17 protein-coding genes are annotated in these 20025 nt (G+C 73.4%); 4 read left to right on the top strand and 13 right to left on the bottom strand.

The genetic code is table 11. From position 1 onward, the window contains the following. Nucleotides 1-774: 774 nt before the first annotated feature. Nucleotides 775-2889, top strand: a complete 2115-nt coding sequence (locus tag ACFT41_RS29585) for a cellulase family glycosylhydrolase (RefSeq protein WP_377614059.1) — start codon at nucleotides 775-777, stop codon at nucleotides 2887-2889. A 119-nt stretch (nucleotides 2890-3008) separates the two neighbouring features. On the opposite strand, the gene ACFT41_RS29580 is transcribed toward ACFT41_RS29585, so the two are convergent. From ACFT41_RS29580 to ACFT41_RS29550, 7 genes are all read right to left on the bottom strand, one after another. After that, nucleotides 3009-3629, bottom strand: coding sequence for a hypothetical protein (locus ACFT41_RS29580; RefSeq protein ID WP_377589289.1), 621 nt, complete (start codon nucleotides 3627-3629; stop codon nucleotides 3009-3011). 30 nt (nucleotides 3630-3659) lie between these two features. Continuing rightward, complete coding sequence (locus tag ACFT41_RS29575) at nucleotides 3660-4856, bottom strand: ABC transporter permease (RefSeq protein WP_377589288.1); 1197 nt, start codon at nucleotides 4854-4856, stop codon at nucleotides 3660-3662. Then, on the bottom strand, nucleotides 4853-5593 hold the full coding sequence (locus ACFT41_RS29570) for an ABC transporter ATP-binding protein (protein ID WP_377589287.1): 741 nt from the start codon (nucleotides 5591-5593) through the stop codon (nucleotides 4853-4855). The genes ACFT41_RS29575 and ACFT41_RS29570 overlap by 4 nt, the downstream gene beginning before the upstream one ends. Beyond that, nucleotides 5593-6792 carry an efflux RND transporter periplasmic adaptor subunit gene (locus ACFT41_RS29565; RefSeq protein ID WP_377589286.1) on the bottom strand — a complete coding sequence of 400 codons (1200 nt, stop codon included), beginning with the start codon at nucleotides 6790-6792 and terminating at the stop codon, nucleotides 5593-5595. The genes ACFT41_RS29570 and ACFT41_RS29565 overlap by 1 nt, the downstream gene beginning before the upstream one ends. 46 nt (nucleotides 6793-6838) lie before the next feature. Further along, nucleotides 6839-8488 (bottom strand): ATP-binding protein, encoded by a 1650-nt coding sequence (locus ACFT41_RS29560; protein WP_377589285.1) that lies wholly within the window; start codon nucleotides 8486-8488, stop codon nucleotides 6839-6841. Then, nucleotides 8485-9249, bottom strand: a complete 765-nt coding sequence (locus tag ACFT41_RS29555) for a response regulator transcription factor (protein WP_377589290.1) — start codon at nucleotides 9247-9249, stop codon at nucleotides 8485-8487. The genes ACFT41_RS29560 and ACFT41_RS29555 overlap by 4 nt, the downstream gene beginning before the upstream one ends. A gap of 86 nt (nucleotides 9250-9335) precedes the next feature. After that, the gene (locus tag ACFT41_RS29550; protein WP_377589284.1) at nucleotides 9336-10592 is read right to left on the bottom strand and encodes an efflux RND transporter periplasmic adaptor subunit; all 1257 of its coding nucleotides are present in this window, start codon (nucleotides 10590-10592) and stop codon (nucleotides 9336-9338) included. Nucleotides 10593-10784: 192 nt separating this feature from the next. Here ACFT41_RS29550 and ACFT41_RS29545 point away from each other — a divergent pair, with 192 nt between their 5' ends. Next, on the top strand, nucleotides 10785-11372 hold the full coding sequence (locus ACFT41_RS29545; protein WP_377589283.1) for a hypothetical protein: 588 nt from the start codon (nucleotides 10785-10787) through the stop codon (nucleotides 11370-11372). A gap of 39 nt (nucleotides 11373-11411) precedes the next feature. On the opposite strand, the gene ACFT41_RS29540 is transcribed toward ACFT41_RS29545, so the two are convergent. The 5 genes from ACFT41_RS29540 to ACFT41_RS29520 form a co-directional block, all read right to left on the bottom strand. Continuing rightward, complete coding sequence (locus ACFT41_RS29540; RefSeq protein WP_377589282.1) at nucleotides 11412-12212, bottom strand: hypothetical protein; 801 nt, start codon at nucleotides 12210-12212, stop codon at nucleotides 11412-11414. Nucleotides 12213-12410: 198 nt separating this feature from the next. Continuing rightward, nucleotides 12411-13568, bottom strand: coding sequence for a serine hydrolase domain-containing protein (locus tag ACFT41_RS29535; protein ID WP_377589281.1), 1158 nt, complete (start codon nucleotides 13566-13568; stop codon nucleotides 12411-12413). 3 nt (nucleotides 13569-13571) lie between these two features. Beyond that, entirely contained in the window at nucleotides 13572-14399 is an 828-nt protein-coding gene (locus ACFT41_RS29530) for a carbohydrate ABC transporter permease (RefSeq protein ID WP_377589280.1), read from the bottom strand. Beyond that, on the bottom strand, nucleotides 14396-15355 hold the full coding sequence (locus ACFT41_RS29525) for a carbohydrate ABC transporter permease (protein ID WP_377589279.1): 960 nt from the start codon (nucleotides 15353-15355) through the stop codon (nucleotides 14396-14398). Before ACFT41_RS29525 ends, ACFT41_RS29530 begins: the two co-directional genes overlap by 4 nt. Then, complete coding sequence (locus ACFT41_RS29520) at nucleotides 15352-16713, bottom strand: ABC transporter substrate-binding protein (RefSeq protein ID WP_377589278.1); 1362 nt, start codon at nucleotides 16711-16713, stop codon at nucleotides 15352-15354. The genes ACFT41_RS29525 and ACFT41_RS29520 overlap by 4 nt, the downstream gene beginning before the upstream one ends. Nucleotides 16714-17006: 293 nt before the next feature. Between ACFT41_RS29520 and ACFT41_RS29515 the strand changes: the two genes are divergently transcribed. Together ACFT41_RS29515 and ACFT41_RS29510 are read left to right on the top strand one after the other, a co-directional pair. Next, nucleotides 17007-18089: a LacI family DNA-binding transcriptional regulator gene (locus ACFT41_RS29515; RefSeq protein WP_377589277.1), complete on the top strand. Its 1083-nt coding sequence runs from the start codon at nucleotides 17007-17009 to the stop codon at nucleotides 18087-18089. A 26-nt stretch (nucleotides 18090-18115) separates the two neighbouring features. After that, complete coding sequence (locus ACFT41_RS29510) at nucleotides 18116-19063, top strand: glycoside hydrolase family 68 protein (RefSeq protein ID WP_377589276.1); 948 nt, start codon at nucleotides 18116-18118, stop codon at nucleotides 19061-19063. A 159-nt stretch (nucleotides 19064-19222) separates the two neighbouring features. Here ACFT41_RS29510 and ACFT41_RS29505 read toward each other — a convergent pair whose 3' ends face one another. Next, nucleotides 19223-19717 carry a GntR family transcriptional regulator gene (locus tag ACFT41_RS29505; protein WP_377614058.1) on the bottom strand — a complete coding sequence of 165 codons (495 nt, stop codon included), beginning with the start codon at nucleotides 19715-19717 and terminating at the stop codon, nucleotides 19223-19225. Nucleotides 19718-20025: the final 308 nt, after the last annotated feature.

The raw sequence follows: 20025 nt of genomic DNA, 5'->3' as shown, positions 1-20025 counted from the left end.
CGCCACTCTCGCGCCGGGCACTTTTACTACGTTACCCTCCGGTTTCCGCACTGTCAAACCGGAGAATCCCGATCCGACCCGCTTCCACCCGAATTACGGGCACCATTCTGCACCCGACAACCGCCGGTCGCTTCCTGGGGTCCGGCAGGCCGTCCGCCGTGGTCTCCCACCTGGCGCCCGTTTCCCTGCCGGCGCTGAACATTACTCCTTCCCCTCCGGCCCGCCAAATCGGCCCCTCCCTTATCGCAAACGGCTACGGCGGGCCGGGCCAGCGTGACGCCGTAGCCGACGCGGGGGTGCTACCGGGAGTGGGGGGAGGCCGCCTGGAAGTGTGCCCCCCCCTCGGTCCCGGCAGCCTGGGCGGCCAGCGCCACCATGGCGACCGCGACCAACTCACGGGCTCTCCCGGTACAGGATCGCGGGCAGGAACAGCATCCGGTTCGAGATCCGGTTCGAGCGGTGCGGCCCGGTAGCGCCCGCAGACGGCGGTGCCGACGAGCACGGTGGCCGCGGGCGCCGCGCCCGAAGACCACGAGGACGGTGGCGGTTGGCGGCAGGCGCCCTCCCCTCGGCGTCGTGTCCGGCAAGCCCCGCCAGCCGCGCCTCGGCGTCGCCGCCGCGCCCAGCGGCGCACGACCGCTGCGACATAGTCAGTTACCGATTGACAAAGTTTGGGTTACAAACTTAATCTGCCGGTCTGACGGCGTCACGTGCGCGTTTCCTGACGCCCTGCTCACCCCACCATGCGGCGGCATCTTTCCGGCAAGGAGTGTCATGATCGGCATACGAAGCACCACCCGGCGGACCCGATGGCGGGTCGGCGCGTTCACCAGCGCGGCCACGATGCTGCTGGCCTCCGTCGGCGTCCTGGTCGCGGGCACCGCGCAGGCGGCGGCGGGCTGCGCGGTGACGTACCAGGTCAGCAGCCAGTGGCAGGGCGGGTTCGGCGCGAACGTGAGCGTGACCAACCTCGGCGACGCGATCAACGGCTGGCGTCTGACCTGGACGTTCCCCGCCGGGCAGCGGGTGACACAGGCGTGGAACGCCACGGTCACCGCCTCGGGCAACGACGTCACCGCCGCCAACGTCGGCTACAACGCCGCCATCGCCACGAACGCCACGGTCTCCTTCGGCTTCAACGGGTCGTGGTCCGGCACGAACACGAACCCCACCTCCTTTGCGCTCAACGGCGTCACCTGCACCGGGGGCGTCGGCCCGACCACCGCGCCGCCGACCAGCACCCCGCCCACTACGCCGCCGCCGACCACTCCCCCGCCCACCACTCCGCCGCCGGCCGGCGACGCGATGGCGGCCGTGGCCGCGATGCAGCCCGGCTGGAACCTCGGCAACTCCCTGGACGCCGTCGGCGCCGACGAGACCGCCTGGGGCAACCCGCGCATCACCGAGGCGCTGCTGGACAACGTGAAGGCGCAGGGCTTCAAGAGCATCCGCATCCCGGTCACCTGGAGCGCGCACCTGGGCGGCGCACCCAACTACCCGATCGAGGCGGCATACCTGAACCGGGTGAAGGAGGTCGTCGACTGGGCGCTCGCCGACGACCTCTACGTGATGATCAACATTCACCACGACTCGTGGCAGTGGATCAACACCATGCCCACCGACCGGACCAACGTGCTGGCCAAGTACAACGCGATCTGGACCCAGCTGTCGAGCACGTTCCGCAGCTCGTCGCCGAAGCTGGTGTTCGAGAGCGTCAACGAGCCGCAGTTCACCGGCAGCTCCGGCGACGCCCAGAACGCGACGCTGCTGGGCGAACTCAACACCTCGTTCCACCGCATCGTGCGGGCCTCCGGCGGCAACAACGCCACCCGCCTGCTGGTGCTGCCCACCCTGCACACGTCGTCGGACCAGGCCCGCGTCGACGAGCTGGTGGCCACGTTCAACGCGCTGAACGACCGCAACCTCATCGCGACCGTGCACTACTACGGCTACTGGCCCTTCAGCGTGAACGTCGCCGGGGGCACCCACTTCGACGCCACCGCCCAGAAGGACCTCACCGACTCCTTCGACCGCGTCTACAACGCCTTCGTCGCCAAGGGCATCCCGGTCATCGTCGGCGAGTACGGCCTGCTCGGCTTCGACCGGCACACCGGCACCATCGAGCAGGGCGAGAAGCTGAAGTTCTTCGAGTATTTCGGCTACTACACGCGGACCAAGAAGCTCACCACCATGCTGTGGGACAACGGGCAGCACCTCGGCCGGACCTCGTTCCAGTGGACCGACCCGGAGCTGACCGCCCAGATCAAGTCGAGCTGGACCACCCGCTCCGGCACCGCCTCGTCGGACCTGGTCTTCAACGCCAAAGCCAACGCCGTCAGCGCCAAGACGCTCACGCTGAACCTCAACGGCACCACCTTCCAGGGCCTGCGGCAGGGCAGCACCGACCTGGCCCAAGGCACCGACTACACCATCAGCGGCAGCCAGCTCACCCTGACGGCGTCCGCGCTGACCCGGCTGAGCAGCAGCCGGGCGTACGGGGTCAACGCGACCCTGCACGCGCGGTTCTCGACGGGCGTGCCGTGGCGGATCAACATCATCACCTACGACCGGCCGATCCTGAGCAACGCCACCGGAACCACCAGCGCGTTCACGATCCCCACCCAGTTCCGGGGCGACCAGCTCGCCACCATGGAGGCGAAGTACGCCGACGGCAGCAACGCCGGCCCGCACGACTGGACGTCGTTCAAGGAGTACGACGTCACGTTCAAGCCGGACTACCCCGGCAACTCGATCGCGCTGACCTCGGACTTCTTCGCCGCGGTCAACGACAACGCCCCGGTCACGCTCACCTTCCACTTCTGGAGCGGCGAGAAGGTCACGTACAAGGTGACCCGCTCGGGCGGCAACGTCACCGGCGCCACCGCCTGACCGACCGGCACCACCACGCGCCCGGTCCGGCACAGACCACCGCGGGCCCGGCCCCACCCACGAACGCGTGGGCGGGGCCGGGCCCGCAGCCGTCGACGCCCCCGCCGGCAACCCGCGGGTCAGCCGCCGGCGGTGACGGAGGTGGCGGTCATGGCGTTGTCCGTGACCGCGCCACCCCGCACGGTCACCTGCTGGCCGTTTTTGATCGCCGACAGCTCGCTGGCCCGGGTGGTCCGTACGGTGGTGTCGTCGGTGGTGCGGACCGTGACCACGGTGCCGTCGGCGGTCTCGACGTAGAGGGTGTCCCCGTCGACGAGCGTCACCGTGCCGGTGGCGGTGCCCGCCGTCGCGCTCGCGCTCGCACCGGTGCTCGGCTGCCCGGTCTGCCCGGTGGAGCCCTGGCCGCGTCCCATCCCGGCCGCCCCGCTGGGCAGGCCCGCCGGGAACGCCCCGGAGCGTGCCGCGCCCCCGGTCGCCGCGGGCTCGCCCCACCGCTGCTGCACCTGCACCCCGCCGAGGAAGCCGGCGACGAGGAGCACGAGCGCGCCGAGGACCGGCGTGCCCCGGTTCCACCACCGGCGCGGGGCGGCCGCGGCCAGCGCCGCGGTGAGGTCGTCGTCGGATCCCGCCACTGCGGCCGGCGATGCGGCGGTGCGGTCGTCGTTCGGCGCCGCCGGCCCGATCGGCGCCGTGGCGCCGCTGCCGACCCGGGCGAAGACGGCGGTGTCGCTGTTGTCCATGTTCGGTCCTTGCCTGTCGGGCACGCTGGCCTACTCGTAGCGCAGGGCGTCGATGGGGCGCAGTCGGGCCGCCCGGGCGGCCGGCAGGCCGCCGAAGAAGAGGCCGATCGCGATGGAGACGCCGAGGGCCAACGCGACGGAGCTGGGCACGATCACGGGCCGGACACCGACGATGGTGAACCGGGAGCCGAGCAGCGCGGCGGCCACCCCGAGCGCCCCGCCGAGAAGGCTCAGCAGGGTCGCCTCGATCAGGAACTGGGTCAGCACGGTCCGGCGGCGGGCCCCGAGCGCCTTGCGGATGCCGATCTCCCGGGTCCGTTCGGTGACGGTCACGAGCATGATGTTGGTGATCCCGATGCCGCCGACCAGAAGGCTGATCGCGGCGACCGCGCCGAGCAGCGTGGTGAAGGTGTCGGCGGTCTCGGTCTGGGTCTGCAACAGCTGCGCGGCGTTCTGGATCCGGTACGACGCGCTGCCCGAGCCGGTCGTCGTGGGCAGCCGCTGGGCGAGCACCGCGGTGATCTGGGCCTGCACGGCGTCCACCTCGCCCGGGTCGGCCGCCTCGACGAGGATCGAGCTGATCGGGCCGTACCCGGTGAGGACCTCCCGCACGGCGCTCAGCGGCGCCACGGCGGTGTCGTTGGCGTCCTGGAACCCGGTCGAGGACTTCGCCGCGAGCACCCCGACCACGGTGAACAGCGCGCCGCCGACGGTGACCTGCCGGCCGATCGGGTCGACGCCGGTGAACAGCTCGTCGGCTACGGTCTGCCCGATGACGACCACCCGGCGGGCCTGCGCCTCGTCGTCGGCGGTGAACGCGGCACCGTCGGCCACCGGCGAGTTGGCCGCGGTGAACCAGCTCGGCCGGGTGCCCACGAACTGCGCGACCTCGTGATCGGCGCCCTCGTACGTCACCGTGGTGGAGGTGCTGGCCAGCGGGGACACCGAGCGGACGCCGGGGGCGAGCACCGGGTCGGCGAGCGCGTCGGCGACCTCGACGGTCAGTCCGCCCGTGCCCGTGCCCCGGCTGGTGCTGGTGACGGTGAGGGTGTTGGTGCCCAGCGCCTCGATCCGGCTGGTGATCGCCTGGGCGGAGCCGTTGCCGACGGCGACCAGCAGGATCACCGCGGCGACGCCGATGAGGATGCCCAGCATGGTCAGCGCCGAGCGCAGCTTGTTGGCGGCCACGCCGCGCAGGGCGAACCGGATGGTCTCGGTGACGGTCATCGGCCGGCCCCCGCCGTGTGCCGGCCGGTGAGGTCCTGGCGCTCGTCGGAGCGGACCCGGCCGTCGAGGAGCCGGATCAGCCGCCGGGCGCGGTCGCCGACCTCCGGCTCGTGGGTGATCAGGACGATCGTTCGGCCGGCGGCGTTGAGCTGGTCGAACACCGCCAGGATGTCCTCGGTGGAGCGGCTGTCCAGGTTTCCGGTGGGCTCGTCGGCGAGCACCAGCGCGGGTTCGGTGACCAGCGCGCGGGCGACCGCGACCCGCTGCTGCTGCCCGCCGGAGAGCTGGTTGGGGAAATGGCCGGCGCGGTCGGCCAGCCCCACCGCGTCCAGCGCGGCGAGCGCCCGCCGCCGCCGCTGCGCCGCCCGCACGCCCGCGTACGCCAGCGGCAGTTCGACGTTCGCCACCGCGCTGGTGCGCGGGATGAGGTTGAACGCCTGGAAGACGAAGCCGATGAGCCGGTTGCGCACCAGGGCGAGCTGCCGGTCCGCCAGGCGTCCGACATCGACGCCGTCGAGCAGGTAGCTGCCGCCGGAGGGCACGTCGAGGCAGCCGATGATGTTCATCAGGGTGGACTTGCCGGAGCCGGACGAACCCATGATGGCGACGTAGTCGCCGGCGTCCACCGTCAGCGACACCCCGCCCAGGGCGTGCACGGCGGCGGGGCCCTCCCCGTACACCTTGGTCAGTGCGCGGACGTCCAGGACCGGACGGCGCGGCGGGGTCCGGGGCGCCATCAGCGGGTCCCGGTGCCGGCCCGGGGGCCGCCCTGACCCCCGCCGGGGACGCCGCCCCCGCCGGTCAGCCCTCCGCCGCCGGGAAAGCCGCCCCCGCCGGTCAGGCCGCCGCCGCTGCTACCGGAGGTGGTGCTCTCGGGCAGCACGACCCGGTCCCCCTCGGTGAGCCCGGAGGTGATCTCGTACGACTGGTCGCCGGTGAGACCGACCTGCACCCGCCGGGTCTCCTGCCCGGTGTCGGTGAGCACGGTGACGGTCCGCCGGTCGCCGCTGCCGCTCACCGCGGCCGAGGTGACCAGCAGCACGTCCTGGGCCGTGCCGGTCACGACGGCCACCTGGACGGTCTGCCCCGGCCGGGCGCCGGTGGGCAGCTCGGCGACGCTCACGGTCACCCCGTAGGTGACCACGTTGTTGGCGGTGGTGGCCTGCGGGTCGATCGCCTCCAGCTCACCGGTGGCGGTGGCACCGTCCAGGGCGTTCCACGTGACGGTGGCCGCCTGTCCCGCCTTGAGCCGGGTGGCGTCGGCCTCGGCGACGGCGGCGGTGACCTGGAGCTTCGACAGGTCGGCGATGTCGACGAAGCCGGACGAGGTGCTCGACGACCCACCGGAAGACGACCCCGACGACCCCGACGAGCCCGAGGAGCCGCCGGACGAGCCGCCGACGGTGCCGTTGACGGCGACCACGGTGCCGGCCATCGGCGCGGTGAGCCGGGTGCCGGCCACTGCGGCCTCGGCCTCGTCGACGGCCAGCTCGGCCTGGGTGACCTCGTTCTCGGCCGTGGAGGTGTCGGAACCGGCGTCCTGCGCCCGGTCCAGCGCGTCCTCGGCGGCGTCCAGGTCCGCCTGGGCCACCTCGAGGTCACGTTGGGCGTCAGCCGGATCGACCTTGGCGAGCAGTTGTCCCTTGGTCACCTTCTGGCCGACGGTCACCGCGACCGAGGTGACCGTCCCGGCGGTGGCGAAGCTGGCGGTGGCGGTGGAGGCGCTCTCCAGCGAACCGTCCGCCGTGACCGTCGCGGTGACCGTGCCCCGGGAGACCTGGACCGTCCGGGTGCCGCTGGTCGCCCCGGCCTGTGCCGAGGAGTCCCCGCGCACGGAGAGCCAGGCCCAGGCGCCGCCGCCGACCAGCAGCAGGGTCAGGGCGGCGTTGACCGCCACAGGAGGCCGGCGCAGGGCGGCCGGCAGGCGTGCACGCATGCCAGGGATCCTGGCGGCCCAGCCTCGGAGGACCTTCGACGCCACCTCAGAGCTGGCTCGGAATCGGCGCTGGCCGGGAGCCGGGTTCGACATGGCCGGCCGGCACGTCGTGGGCCGGCGGCGTCGGCCCCGCGCCCTCCGCCGGGGATCCGGCGGCGGGCAGCAGTACGCGGAAAGTGGTGCCCGCGCCGGGGGCGGTGTCCAGCTCGATCCAGCCGCCGTGGGCGTACGCGATCGACGCCGCGATGCTCAGCCCGAGCCCGGAGCCGCCGCCGTCGCACCGCCCCCGGGTGGGGTCTGCGCGGTAGAGCCGTTCGAAGACCCGGGTGGCGTGTTCGAGGGGGATGCCCGGGCCGTCGTCGTGCACCTCCAGCACCGCCAGCGCGCCGGTGGGCGTGACCGGTGCCGGACCGGACCGGACCGGCGCATCGCCCCGGACCGCCGGCAGCGGGGAGTCGACCACGGACGCGGGGATCCGGCCGATGCGGACGGTCACCCGCGCATCCGGCCCGGTGTGCTGCATGGCGTTGCCGACCAGGTTCGCCGCGACCTGACGCAGCCGATGCTCGTCGCCGAGCACGGTCGGCGGCTCGAACGTCACGTCGTCCTCGGCGAGGGTGGTCAGCCGGATCCGCCGCCCCGGGGCCCGGGCGTGCGCGTCGCGGATGGTGTCGGCGGCGACCTCCAGCAGGTCGACGGGGCGCAGCACCGGGGCGCGGTGCCGGTCCAGCCGGGCGAGCAGGAGCAGGTCCTCGACGAGCACCCCCATCCGGGCGGCCTCGGCCTCGATCCGGCCCATCGCCTCCTCCAGCCGCGGGCCGGGCGGGGCGCCGCCGCGGCGGTACAGCTCGGCGAAGCCCCGGATCGAGGTCAGCGGGGTACGCAGCTCGTGCGAGGCGTCGGCGACGAACTGGCGCAGCCGGCGGTCGGCTGCGGCACGGGCGGTCATCTCGGTGCCGATGCGGTCCAGCATGAGGTTCACCGCGGCACCGAGCCGACCGGGCTCGGTGTGCGGGTCGGTGTCGTCCAGCCGGCGGGCCAGGTCGCCGCCGGTGATGCCCGCGACGACGCGTTCCATCCTGGTCAGCGGGCGCAGCCCGACGCGGACCACGAAGGCGGCGAGCAGGCCGAGCACGATCAGCACGCTGCCGGTCACCGCGACGTCGATGGCCACCAGCCGGTCGACGGTCCGCTCCGCCTCGGCCAGGGACACGCCGAGCACCACGACCTCCCCGCCGTCGCCGGCGGGGACCGCCAGCAGCCGCCACGCGTCCCCGTCGCCGGCAACGGTGTACGGGCGGCCGGCCCGGGCCCGCGCCGTCACCTCGGCCAACGGGCCGGGATCGGGTGCGCCGGCCGTCGGCGTGCTGCTGCGCTCGGTGTCCCGGGTGCCGTCGGCCCGGTAGTGGACGACCAGTTGGTCGGGGCCGAGCCGGGCCAGCCGGCCGGGGTTGCGCGGCCCGGCGGGGGCATCGCCCTCGGCAGGCGACAACGCCTCGGCGCGCGCCCCGGCGGTGAACGGCCGGGCCTGGCCGGCGAGCTGCTGGTCGACCCGTTCCAGCAGGTACCCGCGCAGCAGGACCAGGCCGGCGGCGTTCGCCCCCAGCAGGGCGAGCGTGGCGAGGACCCCGACGAGGAGCACCAGCCGGGAGCGCAGCGTCCAGTGCGCCCAGGGACGGACCGGCCGGCGGCTCACTCGTCGCCGCGCGGCAGCCGCAGCGTGTACCCCACTCCGCGCACGGTGTGGATCAGCGGCGGACCGATCCGATCGATCTTGCGCCGCAGGTAGTAGACGTACGACTCGACGATGCGCCCGTCCCCCCCGAAGTCGTAGTTCCACACCCGGTCGAGGATCTGCGCCTTGCTGACCACCCGTCCCGCGTTGGAGAGCAGGTAGCGCAGCAGCCGGAACTCCGTCGGCGACAGGCCGACCGGTCGCCCTGCCCGGCGCACCTCGTGCGCGTCGTCGTCGAGTTCCAGGTCGGCGTAGCGCAGGACGGCCAGGTGCGGAGGTGTGGGCGGCGCGGCCGGGGGCGGCTCCGGGTGGCTGCGCCGCAGGATGGCCCGGATGCGCAGCACCACCTCCTCCAGGCTGAACGGCTTGGCCACGTAGTCGTCCGCGCCGACGACCAGCCCGGTGACCCGGTCGTCGACGGTGTCCCGCGCGGTGAGGAAGAGCACCGGCACCGGGCGGCCGGCCGCGCGCAGCCGGCGGGCGACCTCGAAGCCGTCGAGGTCGGGCAGCATCACGTCGAGGACCACCAGGTGCGGGTCGAACTCCTCCACCAGGGCCAGCGCCGCCCGGCCGCTGGCGGCGACCCTGGTCTCGTACGCGACGAGCCCCAGGGTGACCGCGAGCAGCGTGGAGATGTTCGGTTCGTCGTCGACCACGAGCACCCGAGCGGCGCACGCGCCGTCGAGGGCCGGCGCGGTCCGCCCGGTCGGTGGCCGGAGGATGTCGGTAGGCACCGTCACTGCCTACCGGACGGGTCTCCACGCCCACTGTGCCGAACCTGTGCCCCCGCTGTCACCAGGCCCCGATGTCACCAGGAGCGGAGCACCAACTCACCGGCGGTAAGGCCGGAGGTGATCTCGGTGTACCGACCGCCGCGCAACCCGATGGTGACCGTACGCGTCGCGCCCTCGACGCCCACCCGGACGGTCCCGGTGCGGTCGGCGACCTCGTGTACCGCCGTGGAGGGCACCCGCAGCGCGTCCGCCGCCGCAGCGGTCTCCACGGTGACCGCGGCGCTCTGCCCGACGAGCAGGTCCTGCGGCGCGTCGGCGAAGGAGAGCACGACGCCGTAGCGGACCAGGGTGCCGTCGCTGGTGCCGACGGGGTCGACCTGGACGACGGTCGCCGGGAACGTGCTGTCGGGCCGGTCGGGGAGGGTGAGCGTGGCGTCCTGTCCGACGGCCAGGGCCACGGCGTCGGCCTCGGGGAACTTGGCCTCGACCTGCATGGCGAACGTGTCGGCGAGGGTGATGAAGGTGGTGCCGCGGCTGACCTCGCTGCCCACCTTTCCGGCGACGGACAGCACGGTGCCACGGATCGGCGCGGTGATCGTGGCGCCGGCCAGCGCGTCCTGCGCGTCGGCGAGGCCGGCCTCGGCCTGGTTGACCCGCCGCTGCGCCTGCAGGATCGGGTCGGTGCCCCCGCCGCCGGCGGCGCAGGAGCCGCTCTGGGTGGACGCCGACGGGCGTGCCGATCCGCCGCCGGTGGCCGTCGGGCCGGGCGTCGGGCTGGTGGTGGTGGGCGAGGCGGAGGGGGTCGGGGAGCTGGTGGAGGCGGTGGGCGTCGGCGTGGTGGCGGTCGCCGTGGGCGAACTCCAGGCGACCGGTCGCACGCCGGAACCGGAGCTGCCGGTCGAGCAGTCCGACGTCGCCGCGTCGTCCGCCGACTCGCGGGCCTGGGTGAGCGTGTCGCGTGCCTCGGCCAGGTCGGCCTCGGCCTCGTCCACCGCCTCGGCGGCGGTGGCGACGTCCTCGTCGGCGACGGCGGCCAGCCGCTGTTCCGCCCGCACCACGTCGCCCGGCCGCACGGAGACGGTCTGCACCGTGCCGGCGACGGTGAAGCTCAGGGCGCGGGTGGTCGCCGGCGCGACGGTGCCCGAGGTGGCCACCTCGACGGCGACGGCGCCCCGGTCGACGGCCACGGTGGCCGGCCGGGCGGTCGTCGGCTCGGCGGTCGTGGTCAGGGCCCACGCGCCGCCCGCCCCGAGCAGGAGCAGGGCGACGCCGCCCGCCACGCCCCGGCGTACGCGCCGGGTACGCCACCGTCGTTTCAGGCCGTCTCCCATGGCTGGCCAGTCTGCACACCCCTGCTCACCGGCGGCTCGGCCTCAGCTCGGAGTTGACTGGGAACGGCCGGGGCCCGGGCGGTCGGATTCCGAGCCAACTCCGAGCCGGGGCCGAGCCGCCGGTGAGCTGGCCCCGGTTACCTGGACGGGCCCCTTACCTGGACGGGCCCCGGAGAAGGTCGAGGAGTTCGCATGTCGCTGTCTGGAAAGGGCCGCCTGTTCGCGGCCACGCTGACCGTTGTCGCGTTGTCACTGTCGGCCGCCTGCAGCGGCTCGGACGACTCGGCCACCCCGGCCGGCGACAGCGGGCAGAGCGGCCAGAACGGCTTCGCCGCGTACCAGGAGTGCCTGCGGAACAACGGCGTCACCCTGCCGTCGGCCGGTGCGGGCGGCGCGCGGCCGTCCGGCGCCCCGACGGCCCGGCCCTCAGGCGGCCCCACCGCGCGTCCCTCGGCCCGACCGGACGCCTCGGCGGGCGCGGGACGCGGCGGACCAGGCATGGGACGCCCCGACGGCGTCGACGAGGCCACCTGGGAGAAGGCGCAGGAGGCGTGCGCGTCGGTGCGGCCCAGCGGCGGGCCGGACGGCGACGGCGGGCCGGGCGCACGGCCGAGCGGTTCCGGTGCCCCGAACGGCGGGCAGGGCGACGGCCGCAGCGCGGCCTACCGCACCTGCCTGAGCAACCGGGGCGTCGACCTCGACAGCCTCGACTCCGGCGACACGAAGACGACGGAGGCGCTGGCCGCCTGCGCGGCGGTCAGCCCGTCGCCGGCCTCCTGAACCGCTTCTCCTGGCCACCGGGCACGCACCGGCCGGCGGTCAGGAGAAGCGTTCGACCGTGACGGGCAGGAGCCCGGCCATCCGCAGCGTCGTCGTCAGCTCCCGCAGCATCGGCCGAACGGTGTCGTCCCGGCCGCCGGCCAGATCGACGGTCAGGTCCAGGCACCATGGACCGCCCGCGCCGATGCGGCGCAGGTGCCAGATGAACGCGTCGTCGCCGACCATGCGGCGGGCGACGCCGACGACCCGGGCTTGTGGGTCAGCCACGTCACCGGTGACGGTCATCCGCCAGGTGGCCCGCAGGTACGCCAGGGCGTCCGGCCCCAGCGCGTCGGCGAACAGGACCCGGTAGACCCGGGTCGCGTGGAACCCGGCGGTGATCCCGGTGGTGCCGAGCGGCAGCGGTGCCGTGGCCAGCGGCTCGGCGTCGTGGAAGTGGCCGCGCAGCGCCCCCTCGTCGGGCAGTTCGCCGCCGCCGAGCTCGCGGTAGGCGGCCCCGCACTCGCGCCGGGTGACGGCGACCACCCGGCTGCGCAGGGCTGCGTCGAGGCGCATGGTCCGGCTGAAGGCCGCCGAACTCCACCAGCCGCCGTCCTGCGGGGTCCACGCGGCGCTGTGCAGGCGCACCGCCGAGTGGTCCGCCGCGAACACGAACTCCTCGACGACCATGCCCTCCGGCCGGCCGCGCCGCGCGCCGCCGGTCGGGTCCGGATGGACCAGGTAGTAGTCCAGCGCGGCCGGCGCGGCGCCGGCATCGGGGATCCGGGCGGCAGGCGCGTGCCGCCGGGCCACCGCGCCGCCGGACCACCGGTCGGTCGACCCGCCCTCCGCCACGCTCATCGCGCCATTGTGGACCTCGCGGCGCCCCCGTCCAACCCGACCCGCCGCCCCACCCCACCCCACCCCGACCGGCCCAGCCGACCGGCCGGCCGGTGATCAAGAAGTCTGCGTCATCATCGAGATCAACTCTGACGTTTTCCTCTTGATCACCGGGGTGGGAGCGGGGTGGGGGGTGGGAGCCGGGGGGTGGGGGTGGGGTTATGCGCCGAGGGACCTTCGGACGGCGGCCACCAGCTGGTCGCCCCGCTCGTCGTCCGCGCCGAGCATCTGGTTGACGACGTACGCGAAGCCCACCTGGTGGGCGTCGTCGCCGAAGGCCACGTGGCCGCCCGCGCCGTCGTGGCCGAAGCTGCGCGCCCCGAGCAGGGGCCGCGCCGGTGGGGAGTCCAGCAGGAAGCCGGTCCCCCAGCGCTGTCCCTCGTCCGGCGGCGCGTACCGCTGCTGGCCCCAGACCCGCGGCACGGTCGCGTCGTCGACCGACGCGGTGGTGAGCAGGCGTCCGCCGCCGTCGACGTCGGACACGGTGGCGGCGTAGAGCCGGGCGAGGCCCTCGGCGGTGCTGACGGCGCCGGCCCCGGGTATCCCGGCGGCCTGGATGACCGGGTCGTTGAAGCTGACCAGGCCGTCGGCGTCGGCGGGGAAGGCGTAGGCGCCGTTCATGGTGAGCCCCCGCTCGGCGACCGGGTCCAGGGCCGGCACGGAGCCGGCCGGCGGCGCCAGCATCCAGGCCACCGCGGCGCGCCCGGCGTCGGGAAGGCCGATCCAGGTACGCAGGCCGAGCGGGTCGGCGAGCGCCGCGCGGAAGTACGCGCCGGGCAGTTGGCCGGTGACGCGGCGGATCACCTCGCCGACCAGCCAGCCGTAGGTCATCGCGTGGTAGCTGTGGGCGGTGCCGGGCGGCCAGAGCGGCGACTGCGCCTCGATCGCCTCGATCACCGGCGTCCAGGCGACCACGTCCGCGCGGGTGAGCGGCCGGTCCAGGGCCGGCAGGCCGGCCTGGTGGGTGAGCAGCCAGCGCACCGGGATCTCCGCCTTGCCGTGCTGACCGAACTCCGGCCAGTACCGGGCGACGGGCGCGTCCAGGTCGAGGCGGCCCCGCTGGACCAGCAGGTACGCGCAGATGGCCAGGATCCCCTTGGTGCAGGAGAAGACGACCGCCGGGGTGTCGGCGACCCAGGGACGCCCGGAGCGCGGGTCGCCGAACCCGCCGTACAGGTCGACGACCTTGCGGCCGCGCACGTAGAGGGCGACCGCGGCGCCGACGTCGCCGCGCGCGGTGAAGTTGTCCCGGAAGGCGTCGGCGACGCGGCCGAAGCCCTCGTCGGCCTCGCCGCGGACCGGTGCAGGGGTGGTCACGCGCTATCCCTTCAGCGATCCCTGGATGAGGGCCTTGATGAACTGGCGTTGGAAGATCAGGAACACGATGAGGGTGGGGGTGAGGATGAGCAGGGAGCCGGCGCACAGCAGCACCAGGTCCGTCCCCCACTGCCCCTGGAACGCCCCCAGTGCGCCGGCCATGGTGCGTTTCGTGGCGTCGTCGACGAGCACGATGGCGAGCAGGAACTGGTTCCAGGTCCACAGGAACAGCAGGATGGTCAGCGACGCGATGGCCGGCCGGGCCAGCGGCACCTGGACGCGCCAGAACAGCTGCCAGGTGTTGCTGCCGTCGACGCGCGCCGCCTCGGAGAGCTCCTTGGGCACGGTGGCGAAGTGCGCCCGCATCCAGAACACCGAGAACGGCATGTACAGGCCGATCAGCGGCAGGATGATCGCCCATCGGGTGTTGAGCAGGCCGAGGTCGCGCATCTGGTAGTACAGCGGGGTGACCACGGCCTCGAACGGCAGGGTCAGGCCGAGCAGGAGCAGGCCGAAGGCGATCCGGCCGCCGGGCACCCGCAGGTGGCCCAGCCCGAATCCGGCCATGGTGGCGATGACCACGCCGATCGGCACGACCCCGACGACGATCAGCAGGCTGGAGCGCAGCAGCGCGCCCATGTTGGCGGCGGTGAACGCGTCGGCGAAGTTGCCCCACTGCGGGTCCGACGGCCAGGCCAGGCCGGTGGGGACGGTGCCGCGCGGCTGCAACGCCGCGGACAGCATGCTCAGGAACGGCAGCAGCGTGACGACGATCAGCGCGATCAGGAAGATCCGTCCGGTCAGTCGCTCGCTGCGGCTGGTGAGGTTCATGCCTTGTCCTCCCGGGTCAGCCGCTGGATCGGCAGCACGCAGGCCAGCACCAGCGCCATGAGCACCACCGACAGCGCCGAGGCGAGCCCGACCTGCCGCTGGGAGAAGGCGAGCCGGTAGATCTCCAACCCGGGCACCGTGGTCTGGATGCCGGGGCCGCCGCTGGTGGAGATGTAGACGATGTCGAAGCTGGCCAGGGCGGCGATGACGGTGACGGTCAGGCAGACCCCGACCTCCTGGCGCAGGCTCGGCAGGGTGACGGCGAAGAACTCCCGCACCGGTCCGGCGCCGTCGATGCGGGCCGCCTCGTACAGCGCCGGGTCGATCTTGCTCATGCCGGTGACGAGCAGGATCGTGCACAGGCCGAGCATGACCCAGGTGCCGATCACGCCCACCGAGGGCAGCGCCGTGTCGAACTCGCCGAGCCAGGCCCGGGTGAGCCCGCCCAGACCGACCGCCCGCAGCACCTGGTTGACCAGGCCGTCGGTGGACAGCAGCCAGCTCCACGCGATGCCGGCGGCGACCAGTGGGATCACCTGCGGCAGGAACAGCACGGTACGCACCACCGTGCCGAAGGCGCCGCCGGTCATCCGGCGCACGAGGCTGGCGACCAGCAGCCCGAGGGCGACCGGGACGAAGCTGAAGAAGATGATCAGGACGAACGCGTTCCCGATGATCTTCAGCAGGTCGCTGTCGGTGAACACGGTCAGGTAGTTGGTCAGCCCGACCCACTCGGCCTGACCGATGCCGTTCCAGCGGTACAGCGAGTACTGCATGGTGAGCAGCAGCGGGCGCAGCACGAAGAACCCGTACATGAGCAGGGCCGGCAGGACCCACAGCCAGCCGAGCCACCCGGCCGTGCGGCCCCACCTCCTCCGGTGGGGCCGCACGGGTGACTGCCGGTCCGCGCCGCCGGCCGGGGCACCGGCGGGAGTGCCGCCGACGGCAGCGGTCATCGGGACAGTTCCTTCTCGTACTCGGCCTGGACCGCCTTCACGTACCCCTCGGGGGTCTGCTGGCCGGCGATCAGCTTCTGCATCTCGGGGGTGATCGCCGCGGCGAAGATGCCGCCGGTGGCGTTCGCGGTGAAGTCGACCGCGCCGTTCTCCGCGCCGAGCTGCTGCGACGCCTTGAGCGTCTCGGCCAGCACGGTGCCCTCGCCGACGGCCGGCAGCGCGAGATCCGAGGGGCCGCCGGGGTGCGAGCCGCCGACCTTCACGGAGATCTCCCGGGCCGTGGCGTTGGTGTGCACCCAGTTGAGGAAGAACGCGGCGGCGTCCGGGTTCTTCGCCCGGGCACCGACGCCGAAGGTGTTCGGCGCGGACATCGCCACGTGCTTGCCGCCGGCGGCCTCGGTCGGGAAGAGGAAGAAGCCCGCGTTGCCGGCCATGTTCTTGTCCAGGTTGCCCGACTCCCAGTCGCCGTTGAACATGAACAGGCCGCCGCCCTTCTGGAAGTCGCCGACCATGGACGCGTAGTCCAGGGCGTTCGCGTCCTTCGTGAAGTAGCCCGCCTGCGCCCACCGCTGGATGGTCTGGGTGGCCTTCAGCGCGGCGGGGGTGTCGAACGTGGCCCCCTCCTTCTGGAAGATCCAGTCCGAGATCAGGGCGGGGTCGCCGAACTGGTTCTGCAGCGCCTGGTGCGGGAAGTTGATGCCCGCGGTGTTCTTGTTGAACTGCACGATCGGCTGCACGCCGGCGGCCTTGGCCTTGGCCAGCAGCGCCTCGAACTCGGCGACGGTGGCCGGGGGCTCGGTCATGCCGACCTTCTCGGCCAGGGTCTTGTTGTAGAACACCCCGGTCACGCTGTAGCCCAGGCCCAGCCCGTACAGCGAGCCCGAGCCGCGCACCTTGCCCCCGTCGGCCAGCCGGAGCTGGACGAGCTGCGAGGCCGGGAACTTGTCCCAGCCGTAGGCCGTGACATAGGGGTCGAGGTTCTTCAGCAGGTCGTCCTTGACCAGGTCGACCATGGTGGGCAGCCGGATGATGTCGGGCGCGTTGTCCGAGGCGAGCACCCGGGGCGCGTTCTCCGTGATCACCGTGAACTGGTCTTCGCGAATGTTGAACTTCACGTTCGGGTGCTGCTTGGTGAACTCTTCGGCCAGCGCCTTGACCAGCGGGAAGCCGGTCTCCGCGTACAGCTCCAGGGTGATCGGCCCAGTGCCGAGTTCGGTGCTGACGGGTGCGTCGGACCCGGTCGACGACGGCTGGTCCGACCCTGGTGCGCTACATGCGCTCATCACCAGGCCGGTGGCGAGGGCCGGCACCAGCAGTGCCAACCCGCGCCGCGAGAACCTGGTCGAGATATCCGGCACGTCAACCACTCCTTGATTCATGCCGCGTCACGCCGCCTGACCGAGCCGATCGACATGATCACGGGGAGGGACCGGGAGGCCCTTCCGTACGACCAAACGGCGTAGCTAAAATGATTTAGCAGAGCATGCGCGCGGCGCTCCGACCCTGTCAAGGACGAGTTCGCAACGACTCGGAAACGACCGGTTAACCCGCCCCGCGGCCCGTCGCCCACCCACCGGGGGTGGTCCTCGCGACTCGCGCATGATGAGGTGACGGGGCGGCGCGGGACGCGCCGCGGTGATTCGGAGGAGCCGTGGGCCGCAACAGAGCAACCCTGGCCGATGTCGCACGACTGGCCGGCCTGTCGAAGACCGCCGCCTCGATGGTGCTCAACGGGCGGGAGGGCACCCGGCTGTCCGCGGAGGCCCACCAGCGCGTCTTCGCCGCCGCCGAGGAACTCGGGTACCGGCCCAACATGGCCGCGCGCAGCCTGCGCACCCGCAAGACCGCCACCATCGCGTTCGTCTCCGACATCGTCGCCACCACCCGGTTCGCCGGCGACCTGATCCGGGGCGCGCTGGACGCCGCCCGGGAACGGGACCACGTGCTGCTGATCACCGAGACCCAGGGCGACGCGGCGTTCGAGCGGTACGCCATCGAGGCGATGCTCGACCGCCAGGTCGACGGCGTCGTCTACGCGGCGATGGCGACCCGTCGACTCACGGTGCCCCCCGCCATCCTCGGCGGCCCGGTGGTGCTGCTCAACGCCGTCAGCCCGGACGGCCTGCCCTGCGTACTGCCCGACGACGAGCAGGCGGGCGTCGCCGTCACCGAGGCGCTGCTCGCGCACGGCCACCGCGAACGCATCGCGTTGATCGGCCGCAACCGCCTCAAAGAGGGCGATCCGGAGGTCTCCATCGCCGCACCGGCCCGCCTGCGCGGGATCCGCGCCGCCCTCTCCGCGGCCGGCGTCGGCCTGCTCGCCGAGTGCTTCTGCACGGAGTGGCTGCCGGAGCACGGGTACGCCGCCATGCGTACCCTGTTGTCCCGGTCGCCCCGGCCGACCGCGGTCATCTGCATGAACGACCGGCTGGCCTTCGGGGCGTACCAGGCGCTCGGCGAGGCCGGCCTGGCCATCCCCGACGACATCTCCGTCGTCTCCTTCGACGACGATCCCATCGCCGCCTGGCTGCGTCCCGGCCTGACCACCGCCGCCCTGCCGCACGAGCGGATGGGCCGCCGCGCCGTGGAGCTCGTGCTCGACGGCGGGGCCGCCGGGCCCTCGTACGTCCCCATGCCGCTGCGCCGGCGCAGGTCCACCGCGGCGCCGGCCGCCGGCGTCCCGGCACCGAGGCGGGCGCTACCCGGCGTCGCCGCCGACCAAGGTGGTTGCTAAACCGATTCACTGGTAGGTTGCCGGCCATGCTGCGATTGCCGGACCACTGGGTGTGGGACAGCTGGTACGTCCAGGACGACGACGGCCGATGGCACGTGTTCTTCCTGCGCGCCTCCCGCGCCCTGCACGACCCGAACCGCCGCCACCAGCGGGCGTCGATCGGGCACGCCGTCTCCACCGACCTGCGTTCCTGGACCCTGCTCGCCGACGCGCTCGTGCCCGCCGACTCCCCCGGCTGGGACGACCTGGCCACCTGGACCGGATGCACCGTCCGCGGCCCGGACGGGCGGTGGCACCTGTTCTACACCGGGGTCGGTCGCGCCGAGGGCGGCCTCGTCCAGCGCATCGGCCTGGCCGTCTCCGACGACCTGACCACCTGGCACCGGCACGGCGACGGCCCCCTCGTGGAGGCCGACCCGACCTGGTACGAGGTGCTCGACCGGGACATGTGGTACGAGCAGGCATGGCGCGACCCCTGGGTCTTCGCCGACCCCGCCGGCGACGGCTGGCACATGCTCGTCACCGCCCGCGCCAACCGCGGCGCGGCCGGCGAGCGGGGCGTCATCGGCCACGCGACCTCCCCCGACCTGGTCAGCTGGACCGTCCGGCCGCCGCTGTCCACGCCGGCCGGGTTCGGCCACCTCGAGGTGCCCCAGGTCGCCGTCGTCGACGGCCGGCCCCTCCTGCTGTTCTGCACCAACGCCGTGGCGGACCCGGCGCTCGGCGACCACCGGATCTGGGTGGCGGACGCGCCGAGCGTGCGCGGCCCCTGGGACGTGGCCTCCGCCCGGCCGGTCCCGCATCCCCACCTGTACGCGCCCCGCCTGGTCCCCGACGGCGACCGGGGGTGGGCGCTGATCGGTTTCCTCGACCAGGTCGACGGCGCGTTCGTCGGTGAACTCACCGACCCCGTGCCGTTCCACCCGCCGGGGACCGGCCCGGCGTCGCGGGCCGCCGCCGGCCGCGAGCGGTGAGCGGGGCAGCACGCCCGCCGGCGGGGACGCGTCCACCGCCGGGCTGCTCGCCGTGCTCTCCCGGGCCGGGACCGGGCCGTGCTGGCCGTACGACGGGGTCACCGCCGCCCTGCGGCACGCCGGTGAGCGTGTCCGGCCGGGCCGGTGCGCAAGCCGCCCTCAGCGGCGGCTGAGCAGGGAGGTGACCCGCATCCGTTCGCTGTGGATCCACACGTCGGAATACTCGATCGCGCGGCCGTCGTCGAGGTAGGTGATCTGCTCCAGGTACAGCAGGGGAAACTGCTCCGGCACGCCGAGGGCCTCCGCCACCCGCCCAGTGGCCGCCGTCGCCGTGAACGTCCGCCGGCCGGTGGTGATCTTCAGCCCGTAGTCGTTCTCCAGGAGGCCGAACAGAGACCGGTCGGCCAGGTCCGCCTGCTCCAGACCGGGGGCGAGGTCGGTGCGGACGTAGTTGACCAGCCACGCCACCGGCCCGCTGGCGGCGCAGCGCAGCCGCTCCAGCCGCAGCACCGGCTGGCCGGGGTTCAGGATCGGCGCCAGCCTGCACCATAAAACTGTTTTGCGGCTCTTGAACCGCGAGTCTTTCGTACCACATGCGCCTTTTGTCGGGGCGGCGAGATCGAGGAGGCGCGACGCCGCGCCGCGCCGGGCCACGCGGCCCGGCGCGGCGGCCCGGACGCCCGGCCGACCATAGGACCACGCTATGAAGCGTTCGGTATATATGGATACTCACAGATGCGCTTTAGGCTCATCCAAACCGCTCGACGGCCCACGGGGTCACGAAGCCCACCGGGCCGGCCAGAACAAGGGAGGACCGGGAGATGACACTCCCCCGCACGAGCCCCCGCCGGGTTGCCCCCGTCGGCCTCCACACCAACGCCCCCCAGGCCGCCCCCCCCGGCGGTGCGCCGGCCAACCCCGCGCCCCCCACCCGCGACAAACAGTCCCCCGGCCGCGCCCCC

This window comes from Micromonospora sp. NPDC057141, assembly GCF_042670805.1.
Lineage (GTDB): Bacteria > Actinomycetota > Actinomycetes > Mycobacteriales > Micromonosporaceae > Micromonospora.
Note: the sequence above shows the minus strand (reverse complement) of the source record. Positions and strands in the feature narration are given on the sequence as shown.